This is a genomic window from Pseudomonas sp. IT-P395 (assembly GCF_949767675.1).
In the GTDB taxonomy this organism is placed as follows: domain Bacteria; phylum Pseudomonadota; class Gammaproteobacteria; order Pseudomonadales; family Pseudomonadaceae; genus Aquipseudomonas.
Map to the genome: position 1 here is coordinate 203,373 of NZ_CATKPW010000001.1, position 14,123 is coordinate 217,495.

Annotated in this window: 11 protein-coding genes; 2 read left to right on the plus strand and 9 right to left on the minus strand. The window is 56.6% G+C overall.

Features of this window, described 5'->3' with window-relative positions; translation table 11 throughout:
• Window positions 1-22: 22 nt before the first annotated feature.
• The gene (locus ACM6IN_RS00850; RefSeq protein ID WP_414915197.1) at window positions 23-3,706 is read right to left on the minus strand and encodes a hypothetical protein; all 3,684 of its coding nucleotides are present in this window, start codon (window positions 3,704-3,706) and stop codon (window positions 23-25) included.
• A gap of 145 nt (window positions 3,707-3,851) precedes the next feature.
• Window positions 3,852-4,958, minus strand: coding sequence for a PilT/PilU family type 4a pilus ATPase (locus ACM6IN_RS00855; protein WP_414915198.1), 1,107 nt, complete (start codon window positions 4,956-4,958; stop codon window positions 3,852-3,854).
• 113 nt (window positions 4,959-5,071) lie between these two features.
• Here ACM6IN_RS00855 and ACM6IN_RS00860 point away from each other — a divergent pair, with 113 nt between their 5' ends.
• The gene (locus tag ACM6IN_RS00860; RefSeq protein WP_414915199.1) at window positions 5,072-7,609 is read left to right on the plus strand and encodes a PAS domain S-box protein; all 2,538 of its coding nucleotides are present in this window, start codon (window positions 5,072-5,074) and stop codon (window positions 7,607-7,609) included.
• Between the two features lie 51 nt (window positions 7,610-7,660).
• Window positions 7,661-7,936 (plus strand): peptidylprolyl isomerase, encoded by a 276-nt coding sequence (locus ACM6IN_RS00865; protein ID WP_007912322.1) that lies wholly within the window; start codon window positions 7,661-7,663, stop codon window positions 7,934-7,936.
• A gap of 132 nt (window positions 7,937-8,068) precedes the next feature.
• Here ACM6IN_RS00865 and ACM6IN_RS00870 read toward each other — a convergent pair whose 3' ends face one another.
• From ACM6IN_RS00870 to ACM6IN_RS00900, 7 genes are all read right to left on the minus strand, one after another.
• Entirely contained in the window at window positions 8,069-9,004 is a 936-nt protein-coding gene (locus tag ACM6IN_RS00870) for a sugar kinase (RefSeq protein ID WP_414894912.1), read from the minus strand.
• A gap of 132 nt (window positions 9,005-9,136) precedes the next feature.
• Complete coding sequence (locus ACM6IN_RS00875; RefSeq protein WP_123375091.1) at window positions 9,137-10,351, minus strand: amino acid deaminase; 1,215 nt, start codon at window positions 10,349-10,351, stop codon at window positions 9,137-9,139.
• Between the two features lie 39 nt (window positions 10,352-10,390).
• Complete coding sequence (locus ACM6IN_RS00880) at window positions 10,391-11,155, minus strand: IclR family transcriptional regulator (RefSeq protein ID WP_414915230.1); 765 nt, start codon at window positions 11,153-11,155, stop codon at window positions 10,391-10,393.
• A 392-nt stretch (window positions 11,156-11,547) separates the two neighbouring features.
• Complete coding sequence (locus ACM6IN_RS00885) at window positions 11,548-11,937, minus strand: RidA family protein (protein ID WP_007912330.1); 390 nt, start codon at window positions 11,935-11,937, stop codon at window positions 11,548-11,550.
• 29 nt (window positions 11,938-11,966) lie between these two features.
• Window positions 11,967-12,758: an amino acid ABC transporter ATP-binding protein gene (locus ACM6IN_RS00890; protein ID WP_095113367.1), complete on the minus strand. Its 792-nt coding sequence runs from the start codon at window positions 12,756-12,758 to the stop codon at window positions 11,967-11,969.
• The gene (locus ACM6IN_RS00895) at window positions 12,755-13,417 is read right to left on the minus strand and encodes an amino acid ABC transporter permease (RefSeq protein WP_007912332.1); all 663 of its coding nucleotides are present in this window, start codon (window positions 13,415-13,417) and stop codon (window positions 12,755-12,757) included. The genes ACM6IN_RS00890 and ACM6IN_RS00895 overlap by 4 nt, the downstream gene beginning before the upstream one ends.
• Window positions 13,418-13,426: 9 nt before the next feature.
• Complete coding sequence (locus ACM6IN_RS00900) at window positions 13,427-14,089, minus strand: amino acid ABC transporter permease (protein ID WP_007912333.1); 663 nt, start codon at window positions 14,087-14,089, stop codon at window positions 13,427-13,429.
• Between the last annotated feature and the right edge of the window lie 34 nt (window positions 14,090-14,123).

Consider the following 14,123-nt stretch of genomic DNA (forward strand, 5'->3'; position numbering starts at 1 on the left):
CAGTGCGGGGCATCGGTAAAATTCAATCGCTGTTCAATTCAATAAGAACCTCACTGTCTATCGTGCGACCCGCGCTGCCAGCGACTGCTGCCTTCAGAATTTCCATATTCTTGAAGTACGCAGCAGCATCTGTTTCCACCTGACTCAGCAAAGCAGTTAATAGCGCATAAGAGTCTGCATTCAGCCGAGCTTCAGTCGCACTGTGAAAGCCTCCTCCCGACTTCGGCAGGCGCCCCGCCGCAAGATTCAACAAGGGTGCCACATTCAATACGGCATTTCTGTTCTGCATACTCGCCGTGGCGGCAATCAAGTCGGTCTTGCCTGCCCCTGCGCGGAACATCTCATGAAGCAAGTCGTCAGCAATCTCGCCATAATTAAAACCCGCTGCATTGAAACGGCGATTGAGATTCTGGTTATTGACGCTCAGGTACTGGATATTTTCCTTCTCATGCAAGCCGGCTTTTTTCCATTCGCTGTATTGCGTCTGGCTGACTTGAATGGTTTGATCATCAACTTTTGCACTGTCCAGCACGAAATTGCTGACGGACGTGTTGTAAATGTTTAATCGGACAGCCTTTAACAGATTTGCAAGCTCATCACGCCCGCCTGGGGTACTGCCTAAAAACAACCCAATGGCAAGATCGGTTTTCGTATTAAGCTTTGGCAAGTTGAGCACTTTGACAGCAGCGTCAACCTTTTCCCGCACAATCGGCAGACTGTTTTGAACGATATGCCGTGTATAGCTCTCAGGACGGACGCTAGGCACAGTAAATGCGTGCTGGAACTGAAAGTCCGCCAGTTTTTTTCCCCAAGGGGTTCCACGGCCGCTGATCGCATACCACTGATTGTTTCTGTTCAGCGCGCATACGTTGACTACATCCGCCGTACTGGAGCGAGGTCTCCATTTGCCTTGGCCTGCTTGGGGCAAGTTCACTAGCTGAAGAAAATCCACAGATTGGCGCCTGCCAGTCAATCTATGCAATTGAGATGTAGCTGTATCAAGCAGCTTGACACCCTGCCTGCTCAACTCAAGTCCGTTTTTCAACAGTGACTTGGTCGCCAGGTACCCAGCCGTCGGCAAACCATCGATAGGGTTCAGTGTCGACACCGTCAACTTCAGGGAGTATTTCACGACGCTGGCGAGTTTCGCAGTCAGCGAAACTGTTCTGGCTGCAATCGTCAGAATTTTTGCCGGCGCGCCTAATACCGTAAAGAAAATACCGATAGCATCCATCGTGCAGGCATAAATGCCATCAACGACTTTGTTGCGCTCCCCCGAAGCGAGGTCTTCAATGCATCGCTTAAAAGGCACGACCAGATCAATTACATATGTCACCCATTCGTCTGTCTTCTTGGTAAGCGTTTCTCTCTCCGTGAGGTCGGTAAACGCCAATACGAGTTCATCAATGCTTCCAATAGGGCGATGGGTAATCACGAACTGCGCGATATTTTCTATATGTTCGTTGATAAAAAACTGATAAAGACTGTGCTTGCTCTCTGGCGCAGTTTTCGGGGCCGCAAGCGTACCCAGCTTTTCGATGACCATGATATCGGAGGCATTAGGACGGGGACGTGTACCCTGCGTATAGCTTTGGAAATCAGTCGGAACATGATGGGTTTCAGGAAGAGGGAAAAAGGCATCGGTGCTACTACCTTTAAAGTCCAGCCTGGCCGGCATATTCATCTTTTGAGTTTGCAGAACCAGGTCACCCAAGGCGTCATTTCTTCGACACTCACCCAAAAGGCTGAATAACTCATAGCACAGAAATTTGTTGTCACCGTGCGAGGCGATCATGATCACCGCGAAGCGGCCTCTTGCCTGATCTTTCTTCGCTTGTACTTCGACACTCTGAGGCCCCTTGTTACCTACACCAATCAAGTTGTAATTACTTCTTGGGTAAACAAGCTCAGTGACTGGCGCTCGTACGGTAAAAAACGTGATTTTGCTTTTAGCAAAAATATCGCGATCCAGAGGGGGCATACCAGACAAGGCCAGCTTTACATTAGAAGCTATCGCCTTATGAATCTGCTGGTGGTACTTTCGAACCTCATCCTCAAAAACACGTTGATTAATCGCCAGCCCCATCAACTGCGGGTATTGGCTAAGAATGTGTGGTGTTTTATTCCAGTCCCACGCACCGGAAGTCAGCTCACCCTCAATGTGCAAATCCAGCATGGATACTCTTGCATTGGAAAAAGTCTCTGGCCGAAGTAGCGGATCTTCCAGGAAGTCACATTCTGGTATGGATTGTTGCAACGCTGTCAACGCTAGTTTCTTCCGATTGGGTACAGGCGTGGAAAACGCCTTTACGCCGTTGACCATCGTTTCTACATGTATTTGATAAGCACCCAGAGCCACATGAGCGGCGCTGGCGGCGGATGCGCTCAGATCATTCTGAACAATCACCTCGTTTATTAACGCCCAATCGATGATGACATCAACTGCGGTCAAGCCCTGTAGTTGGCCCAATGCGTTGCTGATCGAACCCATGTCGGCAAACAGCATGACGTCCTCGTAATCCACGCAGCGTGAAGCGCCTCTGATGCTGAGTTCGATCATGCCCACCGCTTGAGAAAAGGTTACCCACCCGATGGATCCGGCGGTAAGCCATGTCGGCACATTGTTGATCAGCAGCGCCGGGGCTACGGATGACAGCAGCATATGCGAAGCCAAAGGTGCCAATGCCCGAGGCACAATTTTCTGGCTGACGAGATGTTGTTCAAAGCCATGACGAATACTGGCCAAGGTCTTATCAGCGGCAACACTTGGATGATAAAGATCATAACCAGCGATGACGTTGCGTTGTTTTTCGTCACCCATTCGTGGATCAAATTGAAGAAGAATGGCGGTGTAGAGAATTTGCGCATAGTCATTAGCGTCACACGCCTCGCCAGCGCCAGCACCCCACCAACCCAGTGCGTCAATATATTTTTTCGCCAGATCATAAGAGAAGTCATGATGCACAAGTTCCTGTAGGACCTCGTCGGCAGTTTCCCAATCAATACCATCGTGTAGCACCGGTTTGACGTTGTCATACAACATCCCCAGCAAACTCTTTCCGGCAGGAACGAGCTTTCCGGTCAAGGTACGAATCTCTCGACATTGAACCTCGGTCAATGCGGCGGAGCCACCATCGTGGCCGTTTATTTGCTCCCAGTAATTGGCGATACGATCGGCGCTTGGAATCTCCCATTGCAGAAAGGTCAATAAACGTTCCAGTTGCTCAACATCAGTCGGGACGAGCAGCCCATGAAAACGTAACCATTGAGCATAACTGGCGTCATCCGTTACCGAGCGGACAGCCCCACCCGTTTGCTCGGCGCCTTCCATTATTATTTTCAACACCGCTTGTGCATTCGGATCAGACTGTATTCTCTGCCGTATGCTTTCAGCACCACTTCCGTTATCGATCCATATATCAAGTCCAGCGCTGGTGACAATTGCATTCGCACCACGATGGTACGACTTGATCAGATCCGCCAGCATCTCGCTGAAAGTCTTGTGCACATAATGAAAAGACGAATCTTCCTGCAGTGTCAGAGTGATTGATTCCATATCGATCAACACTGTACTTTTTCGCACCTTATACAATGCATAAAGCACTGAGGTTATTTTTTTGCGTTCTACCTCATCACCTTTAATGCATAGTTGATTCTCTTGCGCAGCCATAACTGCAGTACCAACAAAACCATTCCTGACCTTCATGCCTCATCCTTATTTAAATTGATTCACACCGCAATCGGCGCCGCCAAATTTAAACAGATGAAACAATCAATCAACTAGTTAGTTATTAACTTAAATTTCAAAACCGAACTTTCTGCAGAACAACCATTCCACCAGCAAAACACACTCACTCAATCAGCCCCCAGTCATCCGAAGATATACCTTTAATCTTATCGCCTGAATCCAGTTTTATCCGCAGCCTTAAATTATTCACAGAATCCGCATACTTCAAGGCCTCACCCACACTGACAACGCCCTCCTCAACCAACTTATAAAGCGCAGAGTCAAATGTTTGCATACCCGTATCATCTGACTTCTCCATGGCATTTTTGAGTTCTCCCAACTCATTTCTTCGAACCAGATCTGCCACTGTCGGCGTGCCCAGCAACACCTCGACAGCAGCCCTTCGTTGCCCATCGACAGTGCGAACCAACCGCTGTGAGATAAATGCTTTCAAGTTATTGCCCAGCGTGTGCAATAACTGCGGCCGCCGGTCTTGCGCAAACATATTGATGATCCGGTCCAGTGCCTGATTGGCATTGATGGCGTGCAACGTCGACAACACCAGATGCCCGGTATCGGCAAATGCCAAGGCATGTTCCATGGTTTCCCGATCACGGATTTCACCGATCAGCACCACATCCGGTGCCTGACGCAGGGTGTTTTTCAGGGCGGCGTGGAAACTGCGCGTATCGACCCCGACTTCCCGTTGATTGATGATCGAACGCTGGTGGCGATGGATGTACTCGATCGGATCCTCGATGGTGATGATGTGCCCGCTGCTGTGGCGATTGCGGTGGTCGATCAGCGCAGCCAGCGACGTCGATTTGCCGGAATCGGTGGCACCGACAAACAGAATCAGCCCCTGCTTGAGCATGACGGTTTCGAGCAGTACCGCTGGCAGTTTCAGATCAGCGAAACGCGGAATGTCGAGTTTGACGTTGCGAATGACGATCGATACATCGTTGCGCTGTTTGAAGATATTGACGCGAAAGCGGCCAATGCCCGTTCGCGAAATCGCCAGGTTCATTTCCAGATCCCGGTCGAACTCCCGTCGTTGCTCGGCGTCCATCAGGGAGGCAGCGATGGCGGCCGTTTCACCGTTTTTGAAAGGTCGTTCGCTCAACGCCGTGAGCACGCCGTCGACGCGCGCACTGGGCGGTGCTCCCGTTGACAGGAACAGATCCGAACCGTTTTTATTGGACAAAACTGACAACAGTGCATCGATTTCCATGGCAAAAAACACCCGCGAAGCATTCAATGAACAGACAATGAACTACGCCTGGCGCAGATCAACTGCAACAATGATAGACGTCGCCTCACCGAACCACGCTCAGGACTGATGTAATGAATGCTGTACCGAACAACGACGACGCCCAGGCACTGATCGCCCGCACCGACTGGAGCCGCAGCCCTTTGGGCGCTGCCGGCAACTGGCCGCAGAGCCTGCGCACCGCGGTGGACATCGTGGTTCACTCGCCGATGCCGATGCTGTTGTTGTGGGGCCCGCAACTCACGCAGATCTACAACAATGGTTTCGCCCTGCTCGCCGGTCACAAGCATCCGCACGCTTTCGGACAGCCTGCACACCAGATCTGGCCAGAACTTCGCGACTTTACCGACCCGATTTACAGCGCCGTCCTACAAGGCCAGGTTCGCACCTACAGTGAAAGACGCTTCACCCTGCAGCGCGAAGGCCAAGAGTCCGACTTCTGGCTGGATTTGACCTACAGTCCGATCCGCGATGAAACCGCGCAAGTCGCCGGGATTCTGGTCACCGCCATCGAAACCAACGAACGCCGACGCATCGCTCTGGAACTGCAGCGACGCTCCGAGGAAAGCCTCAAGGCTCAACGGGAAACCGAAGAGCGCCTGCAACTGGCGTTGGCCGCAACTGATGCCGTTGGCACCTGGGATTGGGACATCGGTGAAGACCGCTTTATCGCCGACGCGCATTTCGCCCAATTGCATGGCGTCGATCCCAGCCTCGCCGGACAGTTGCCGATCAGCGATTACTTGCAAGGCGTGCACCCTGAAGACCGCGCCATGATTGCGCGCAGCATCAAACACTGCATCACCCACGGCACCGAATATGCTGAGGAATATCGCTTGCAGCAAGGCGATGGCGAGGTGCGCTGGGTGTTCGCCCGCGGGCGTTGCTACAAGGATCACCACGGCAGGCCCATGCGCTTCCTCGGTGCGGCGCTGGACCTGACCGAGCGCAAACACACCGAACAGGCGCTGCGCCAGAGCCAGACCGAACTGCAGTTGATCATCAACGCCATGCCGATCCTGATCAGTTATGTCGACTGTGAAGAGCGCTTTCGCCTGAACAACGCGGCCTATCTGGACTGGTACGGCCTCACGCCACAGGAACTCTACGGCCGCACCATTCGCGAAGTCATCGGTGAAGAAGCCTATTTCCTGCGCCTGCCCTACATTGCCGAAGCGCTGGCTGGCAGACCGTGTTCGTTCAGCCTGTACACCCCGCACCGTGATGGCAGTAATCGCCACGCGCTGATGAATTACCTGCCGCGTTACGCCGCCGACGGCGCGATCAGTGGTTTCTATATCTTTGTGATCGATGAGACCGAGCGCAAGAAAACCGAAGAAGCCTTGCGCAATCTCAACGAAACCCTGGAAGAACGGGTCAGCGCCCGTACCGAACAATTGGCCCAGGCCAACCAGCGTTTGCAGAACGAGATGTTCGAACGCGAGCGCGCCGAAGATGCCTTGCGTCATGCGCAGAAGATGGAGGCGGTCGGTCAGCTCACCGGCGGTATCGCCCACGACTTCAATAACATGCTCACCGGCATTATCGGCAGCCTCGATTTGATGCAGCGCTACATCGCCAACGGCCGGGCAGACGAGATTGGTCGTTTTACCGAAGCGGCGGTGTCATCGGCCAACCGTGCGGCAGCATTGACCCATCGCCTGTTGGCATTTTCGCGGCGCCAGTCGCTGGATCGCAAAACCCTGAACGTCAATGAACTGGTGCATTCGCTGGAAGACCTGATCCGTCGGACCAAGGGCGACCCGATCGAACTCACCCTGCGTCTGGCCGAGAACGTGTGGCCGGTCAGCACCGACGTCAGCCAATTGGAAAACGCCCTGCTCAACCTGGTCATCAATGCCCGCGATGCCATGCCCGATGGCGGCGAGTTGTTGATTGAGACGGCCAACGTCTATCTCGACGGCAGCGATATCACCACGCTCGAACCGGTCAAGGCTGGCGATTACCTGATGCTGGCGGTCAGCGACAACGGCACCGGCATGACGCCGTCCGTACGTTCCAAGGCCTTCGATCCGTTTTTCACCACCAAGCCTATTGGGCAAGGCACCGGGCTGGGCCTGTCGATGATTTATGGTTTTGCCCAGCAATCAGGTGGGCATGTCAGCCTCGACAGCCTGCCAGGCCAGGGCACGTGTGTGCGCTTGTACTTGCCGCGGTTGTACGGCATCGAACCGGAACAGCCGGCTATCGTGCCAGTAAAACAAGCGCCGACGACGGCGACCGGTGAAACCGTAGTGGTCGTCGAAGATGACCCGGCGGTGCGCATGCTGGTGCTCGATCTGCTCCGGGAGCTGGGTTATCAGGCCCACGAAGCCGAAGACGCCAAGACCGCCCTGCCCCTGCTCGAATCCGATCTGCGCGTGGACCTGCTGGTCACCGACGTCGGCCTGCCAGGCATGAACGGCCGACAGTTGGCGGAGATTGCCCGTCAGCATCGGCCGGGCCTCAAGGTGCTGTTCATGACCGGCTACGCACAGAAAGCCGCCGAGCGGCAGGGGTTTCTCGAGGACGGCATGGACATGGTCGCCAAACCGTTTGCCATTGAGCTGCTGGCCAGCAAGATCCGCACGATGATCAGCCAAACCCCGTGACTTGAGGCATAATCCGCGCCCCGCCGTCACCCCGTTATCAGGTACCGCACGATGAAAGCCCAAGCCCGCCACATTCTGGTGAAAACCGCCGAAGAGGCCGAACAGCTCAAACAACGCATCGCCAAGGGTGAAGCGTTTGATGTGCTGGCGAAGAAATTTTCGACCTGCCCGTCCGGCAAGCGCGGCGGCGATCTGGGTGAAGTGCGGCCGGGGCAGATGGTCGGGGCGATTGATGCGGTGATTTTCAAGAAACCGCTGCGCACTGTGCATGGGCCGATCAAGAGCAAGTTCGGCTATCACCTGGTGCAGGTGTTTTACCGGGATTAATACTTTCCTCACAGGAGCTGTGTAGGAGCTGTCGAGTGAAACGAGGCTGCGATCTTTTGATCTTGAAAAACAAGATCAAAAGATCGTCCGATCGCGGCCCGAGCCTTCGCCAGCTCCTACAGGGATTGCATTTCAGGTTCTGGGGATCAGTGCTCCTGGCATCTGGATCACCCGACTTGCCAGCAGATGCCCGGCCTCGGCAGCCTCCGCCGGACTCCCCCCCAGCAGTCGCCTGGCCAGATACGCCGCACTGAACGAATCCCCCGCCGCCGTAGTGTCCACCACTTTCCCGACCTTCTGCGCCGGCACTTCAAATGCCTCACCATCACAGCGAATCAGACACGCCTCGGCGCCGCGCTTGAGCACCACTTCCGGCGTGCCGAACTGCGTGTAAGCGGCAAACACCGCGTCGCCATCGGCGAAACCGAACAGCGCCTGTTCGTCATCCACGGTCAGCAACGCCAGATCAACGTAAGGCAACACGCTGCGATACGCCGTCCGCGCGTCTTCTACAGAAGCCCACAACCGTGGCCGGTAGTTGTTATCGAAGACGATGCGCGCATCACGCTGCCGTGCTTCGATCAAGGTCTGGATCAGTTTTTCCCGGCCGAGCGCACCGAGCACGGCCAGGGTGATGCCGCTGAAATACAGCACATCGTAATCCGGCAACGCCGCAAGAATCGGCGCGGCGGCTGGCGTGGTGAAACAGTCGCGCACGGCGGCCTCGTTGCGCCAGTAGAGAAAGCGCCGTTCGCCGTTGGCGTCAGTCTGAATGCAATACAGGCCCGGCAAGCGACCCGGCAGACGCTGCACCAGACCGAGGCCGATACCTTCGCTGCTCCAGATCTGGCACATGGCGTCGCTGAAGCTGTCATCTCCCAGCGCGGTGACGTAGTCGACCTGGGCCTTGTCGCCCATGGCGCGGGACAGATACACCGCCGTGTTCAGGGTGTCGCCGCCGAAACTTTGCTGCAGGCTGCCGTCGGCACGCTGCTGCAGTTCGATCATGCACTCGCCGATCAGGGCAATGCGCGGGGTGTTCGGGCCCAAGGGGCTTAGGGTGGTCATGTTGTGGTGTCTCTGGTTGATCGCTGGTGTCTGGACGGGCGCTTTCGCGAGCAGGCTCGCTCCCACAATTTGGAATGCATTCCCCTGTGGAAGCGAGCCTGCTCGCGAATGGCCGCGACTCGGTCTCAAGCTTTAGAAACAGGTCTCCATGCTCTCAATCACTGACAACTGCTCATCCACCAGCAACCCCACACGCCACTTGTCGAACGTCAGGCACGGGTGCGACGTACCAAAGGAAATGATGTCACCCACACGCAATTCAACGCCCGGCGCCACCGTCATGAACGCGTGCTGATCCATCACCGCCGTGACTTTGCACGCACCGACATCCTCGCCCACTGCCGGCACCACACCCGCCTTGTAACGCAACAACGGCACCGGCAAACCCGCATCGAACGCAACATCACGCTTGCCCAGTGCGATCACCGCGAAGCCCGGCTCGGGCAGCGACTGCACGTGCGCCCAGACTTCCAGCGCCGGGCGCAAGCCCTCGTGCAGATCACTGCGACGATCAAGCACGCAGCACTGCGCTTCCTTGTAAATGCCATGGTCATGGGCCACGTAACTGCCGGGACGCAACACACTGAGGAAACGTCCGGATGCGTTTTGTGCCTCGAACGATTCGGCAATCAGGTCGTACCACGCCGAACCCGAGGCAGTGATGATCGGCTTACCGATGGCGAACGCGCCGCTGTCTTGCAATTGCACCGCCAGGCGCACCAGTGACGCGGCAAATTCACGAATGCCACTGACCGCGTGATCACCGTGAATCACCCCTTCGTAACCTTCAATACCGGTCAGGGCCAGCGCCGGTTGCGCGGTGATCGCCTTGGCCAGTTCGATGACTTCCTGTTCGCTGCGGCAACCGCAACGCCCGCCGACTACGCCGTATTCGATCATCACGTTCAGCTTCACCCCGCGCGTGGCGAAGTAGGCGCCGAGATCCGCGACGTTGTCCGGGTGATCGACCATGCAGTAAAAATCGAACGACGGATCCGCCAGCAGATCGGCAATCAGCGCCATGTTCGGCGTGCCAACCAGTTGGTTAGCCATCAGCACCCGGCGCACACCATGGGCGTAAGCGGCGCGAGTCTGGGTCGCGCTGGCGAGGGTGATGCCCCAGGCACCGGCGTCGAGCTGACGCTTGAACAGTGCCGGGGTCATGCTGGTTTTGCCGTGAGGCGCAAGCTGCGCGCCGCTGTCGCTGACAAACTTCTGCATCCAGCGGATGTTGTGCTCCAGCGCTTCGCGGTGCAGCACCAGCGCCGGCAGGCTGACGTCGCGTACCAGTTGCGCACCGATGGCGGCGTCGCCCTTTTCCACAGCAGTATTGATGGCAGTCGTCATGGTCGAACTCCTCACTTTCGCGGCCGCAGGCAGCCGTGGTTATTCGTTGATGCGCCGGGCGAGGCTGTTGGCGCTCTCGATCAGCACTCGGCGATAGTCGTTGTAATTGTTCTTCGCATCGGCCCGCGGGGCGACGATGCACAAGGTGCAAATCGCTACGCCTTGAGGGTCTTTGACCGGCGCGGCGAAGCAGTGGGTAAAGGTGTCGGCGACGCTGTCGAAGGAGAAAAATCCGTCGATGCCGGCCTGACGGATTTCCGTGAGAAAACGCTCCAGCGGCAGACGTTCGCCATCGGGCAGGATGAAGTCGTCTTCGTCGATCAGGTCGATGATCTGTTGATCGCTCAAGTGCGCGAGCAACAGACGCCCGGAAGCCGTCCACGGGATGGGGGCGTTTTCACCGATGTCGGAGGAAATGCGGAAATGCCGCTCGCCCTCCTTCATCAACGCCACTGTGTATTTACGGCCGTTGAGCAGGCACATCTGCGCGGTTTCATGGGTCTGGCTGACGATCTCCTGCAAGGCGTGATCGGCCTCGCGGCTGAGGTCGAAATGACGCAAATGCGCCTGACCGAGAAAATACAACTGCCGGCCCAGATAGACATGACCGTCCTTGCCCACCGGCTCCAGAATTCGTCGCTCGAGCAGCGACGCGACCAGTTCGTAGACCGTGGATTTCGGGCTGCCGATGCCGTTGGCGATGTCGTTGGGGCGCAGCGGCTGGCCGATCTCCTTGAGGAAATCGAGGATATCGAACGCCCGGTCCAGACCGCGTGCCCGGCGTTTGATGGTGTCTTCGGTCATTTCAGTGGTTCCCATTCAAAGTCGCCGGATGGTAACTGGCCCTTGGTGTTGTGTCAGTTGGATTGCTGCCCTCACCCCCCGCCCTCTCCCTGAGGGAGAGGGAGCCTGACTGTATCGATGCACATGTCATGGTCAGCCGCCAAAATCTGCATCGATGGAGATCAGTCCCCTCTCCCAGAGAGAAAGAGCCTGGCCGTATCGATGTAAATGTAAGCGTCATACGCAAAATCCACATCGATACAGATCAGTCCCCTCTCCCAGAGAGAAAGAGCCTGACCGTATCGATGTAAATGTAAGCGTCATACGCAAAATCCACATCGATACAGATCAGTCCCCTCTCCCTTGGGAGAGGGTTAGGGTGAGGGGCTGCGGCCTAAGCAACACAGCAATTTTCAAGCCTTCTTCTTGTACGCGATGCAGTCGATCTCGACCTTGCAATCGACCATCATGCTCGCCTGCACACAGGCCCGCGCCGGTGCGTGTTCAGGTTTGAAGTATTCGCCGAAGACCTTGTTGAAACTGCTGAAATCACGCGGATCATCCAGCCACACCCCGGCACGCACGACATCTTCCAGGCCATAACCGGCCTCCTCGAGAATCGCGATCAGGTTCTTCATGGTCTGATGGGTCTGCTCGACGATGCCGCCGACAATAATCTCGCCATCCACCGCCGGCACCTGGCCGGACACATGCAGCCAGCCATCCGCTTCAACGGCGCGAGCGAAGGGACGTGGCTGACCGCCAGCGGCGGTGCTGCCGGTGCCGTAACGCGTAATGCTCATGGGTGCTTCTCCTGATTACAAAACGAAAGTTAAAACCGCGTGCTCTTGAGAAACTCAGCCAGACGCGGCGATTGCGGGCGCTCGAACAGTTCCTTGGGAGGCCCCTGCTCTTCGATTCGCCCCTGATTCATGAAAACGATTTTGTCCGAGACCTCGAAGGCGAAACGCATCTCGTGGGTCACCAGCAGCATGGTCATGCCGTCTTCGGCCAGGCCCTTGATCACGTTGAGCACTTCGCCGACCAACTCAGGGTCGAGGGCCGAAGTGACTTCGTCGAACAGCATCAAACTCGGGTTCATCGCAATCGCCCGGGCAATCGCCACGCGCTGTTGCTGACCGCCGGACAACTGACCGGGAAAGTGATTGCGCCGCTCCAGCAAGCCGACGCGCTCCAGCCACTTTTCCGCGAGGACGACGGCTTCGTCCTTGTGCATTTTCTTCACCTTGAGCAAGCCCAGGGTGACGTTCTGCAACGCGGTCAAATGCGGGAACAGGTTGAACTGCTGGAACGCCATGCCGGTCATCGCACGATGGCGGGCGATGACTTTTTCGGCATGCCGCACTCGCTTGCCGTTGACCTCTTCATAGCCGATGGATTCGCCGTCAAGCAGGATCTGTCCGCCCTGGAATTCTTCGAGCATGTTCACGCAACGCAGCAGCGTGGTTTTACCCGAACCGCTGGAACCGATCAGCGTCACCACGTTGCCGCGCTGCATGCTCAGATCGACACCTTTGAGCACTTCTACTGCGCCGTACTGTTTGTGCAGGCCACGGATGTCCAGCAACGCCTGATTCTGTGGAGAAACTTGAGCTTGAGTCATGGCAGAGCCACCCGCTTTTCAATGTGCCGGCCGAGTAATTCGATGCCGTAGTTGATGACGAAGAACAGAAAACCGGCGAACAGGTAGAACTCCAGGGTCATGAAGTTCCGGGCGATGATCTGTTGCGTGCTGAGCAGCAATTCGGCCACGCCGATCACCGAGAGCAAGGTCGAAGCCTTGACGATTTCGGTGGACGAGTTGACCCAGGTCGGCAGGATCTGCCGCAGTGCCTGGGGTAACAGCACATAACCGAGGGATTGATAAAACGTCAGGCCGATGGCTTTGCTCGCCTCCATCTGCCCGCGCGGCAAGGCTTGCAGCGCACCCCGCACGATTTCAGCGACGTGGGAGCCGCAGAACAGCGTCAGCCCCAAGGCCCCGGCCTGAAATGCGCTGATCTGCCAGCCGAGTGCCGGCGCCATATAGAAGCAGGCCAGTACCAGCACAAACACCGGCGTGCCGCGAATCAGATCGACGTAAAACCGAAACGGTGCGCGCATCCAGAACTTGCCGTACGTCAGCACCAACCCGGTAATAACGCCGAGCATCGTGCCGAGCAGAATCGCCAGCGCCGACACTTGCACGCTGGTCAAAAAACCCTGCCACAGTGGCTCGCGTGCGACCCACAACTCATGTAACCAACTGGGAGATTCGTACATCGCAGCCTCCTATCGGCGGATCGCCAGACGCTGCTCGAGGTAGCGCAGCAGCATGGCAATGAGGTAACAGGCCGCGACATACAACGCCGTGGTCACCAGCCAGGTTTCAATCACCCGGTAGCTCTCGACGTTAATCTTGCGCGCGTAATAGGTCAGCTCCGGCACCGCGATCGCGGCAGCCAGCGAGGTGTCCTTGAACAGCGAAATGAAGTTGTTCGACAGCGCCGGCAAGACGTTGCGCAACATCACCGGCACGGTGACGTAGGCCTTGACCTGCCACTCGCCGAGACCGATCGCCAGCCCGGCTTCACGCTGCCCGTTGGGGATGCTCAGCAAGCCGCCACGGAACACTTCGGTCAGGTACGCCCCGGCATACAACGACAGCGTGATGATGAACGAGGGAATCTTGTCCAGACGAATGCCCAGGCTTGGCAGCGCAAAGTAGATCAACAGAATCAACACCAGAATTGGCGTGTTACGCACCACCGTGACGTACACCGAAGCCAGCACCCGCAAGGCGCGATGCTTCGACAGCAAGGCAAACGCCATCAGCAGGCCGATCACGCAGCCGATGGCGATCGACACCAGCGCCAGTTCGAGGCCCAGACCGAGCCCCGCCAGCAAGGTGTCGAAATCGCGCCAGACGGCGGCAAAGTTCAACTGATAGTTCATAGTCAGCAGTACCTTGAGCGGGGCGACTTTAATC